Genomic DNA, 1,535 nt, shown 5'->3' on the forward strand with positions numbered 1-1,535 from the left:
CTAGAATAAATTATATTTATATATAAATTAAGATTTTTATATACCGTATTATTCAAATGAATATGCGGTATTTTTATTTTGAAAAAGTAGGTGTGATATGAATGATGAATTAAGAGATCATAAAATAGAAGTATGTGAGAGACGACTTGATGAACATGGGAAAGAAATAGATGAGTTAAAAACAAACAGAGCTGCTACAGATGTTAAAATGGATAATCTATGTGAAAAATTATCAGCACAAACAAAGAGTATGAACTGGCTTATAGGACTTATGGCAACAAGTTTGCTAGGGTTCTTTTTTTATGCGATTCAAAACAATATTTTTAAATAAGGAAGGTGTATAATATGGAATTTATTAATTACATTACAGAAAATGCTTTGATACTTATACCAGTACTACTAATAATCGGAGCTATTTTAAAGAACACTGAAGGAATAAAAGATAAGTATATACCAGTAATTTTACTACCTATAGGTATTTCATTAAGTGTATGGGTTATGGGTGGATTTAGTGCAGATAGTGTTATTCAAGGTATATTGGTAACTGGAGCTGCAGTATATGGTAATCAATTAATTAAACAAATTTCAAAAGAGTAGTTTACAGAGTGGGAGCAATTCCACTCTTTATTTTTAAGGAGGAATGGTTTATGAAAATAGGATTAAGATATGGACACTCTATTAATTGTAGAGGTGCTAGAGGGAAAATTGACGAAGTAGATAATTGACGAAGTAGATAATTGACGAAGTAGATAGTTGTAGGATTCTTTATGGTAAGATTAAAGCTTTACTAGAAGCGCAAGGACATACAGTTATAGATTGTAATAGCAATGCTAATAATGTAAATTCAGAATTAAGTGAAGGTACTAATAAAGCAAATAATGCGAAAGTAGATATATACATTACTATACACATGAACTCATTTAATGGTAAAGCAAAAGGTGTTGAATGTTGAGTATATGATACTAATAGTAAAACTGCAATAACTATAGGAAATAAAATATGTGCTAATATATCAAAACTAGGCACTCCAAATAGAGAGGTTAAATACAGTACAGGTTATCATGATTTAAATGCCAGTAGTATGGAATCTATAATAGTAGAAAGTTTATTCTGTGATAATAGTCAAGATGTCGAATTATTTAGAAATAAAACTGGTGAATTAGCAAGAGCTATTGCCAATGGAATTGATAGTAGAGTGAGTTTAAATATATCTAAGACACAAAAGCCAACTATTAAGGAGGAATATGATATGAAAAAAATAGTATTATATTGGGGAGATGCTGATTTGTTTTCAGCAGTTATGGTAGCTCAGAAATATGGGTGCCCTTTGATGAAGTATAGTGACTATAAGAATAGTGGATTAAAAGCAGAGAAAGTTATTCAAATAGGTGGAAATGTGAATGATACTAATAGATATATGACTATGAAAAATGCCGCTAATAAGTATTTGTAGAAGATAACATCAAAGGCTAGTATGGAGTAAAATCCTTACTAGCCTATTTTTTATTTATAATCATACTTTATTAAGTTATTTT

2 protein-coding genes and 1 pseudogene are annotated in these 1,535 nt (G+C 29.1%); all 3 read left to right on the forward strand.

The features are described 5' to 3' along the window. Nucleotides 1–97: 97 nt before the first annotated feature. The 3 genes and pseudogenes from B2S02_RS12295 to B2S02_RS12305 all read left to right on the forward strand — a co-directional run bounded on the left by B2S02_RS12295 (nucleotide 98) and on the right by B2S02_RS12305 (nucleotide 1,453). Complete coding sequence (locus B2S02_RS12295) at nucleotides 98–331, forward strand: hemolysin XhlA family protein (RefSeq protein WP_346920808.1); 234 nt, start codon at nucleotides 98–100, stop codon at nucleotides 329–331. Nucleotides 332–345: 14 nt separating this feature from the next. Next, a complete protein-coding gene (locus B2S02_RS12300) occupies nucleotides 346–597 on the forward strand; it encodes a phage holin family protein (RefSeq protein WP_346920809.1) in 252 nt (83 codons plus the stop codon). 214 nt (nucleotides 598–811) lie between these two features. Continuing rightward, nucleotides 812–1,453: pseudogene (locus B2S02_RS12305) on the forward strand (N-acetylmuramoyl-L-alanine amidase). Nucleotides 1,454–1,535: the final 82 nt, after the last annotated feature.

This window comes from Clostridium sp. UBA7339 (assembly GCF_002470865.1).
In the GTDB taxonomy this organism is placed as follows: domain Bacteria; phylum Bacillota; class Clostridia; order Clostridiales; family Clostridiaceae; genus Clostridium_J; species Clostridium_J sulfidigenes.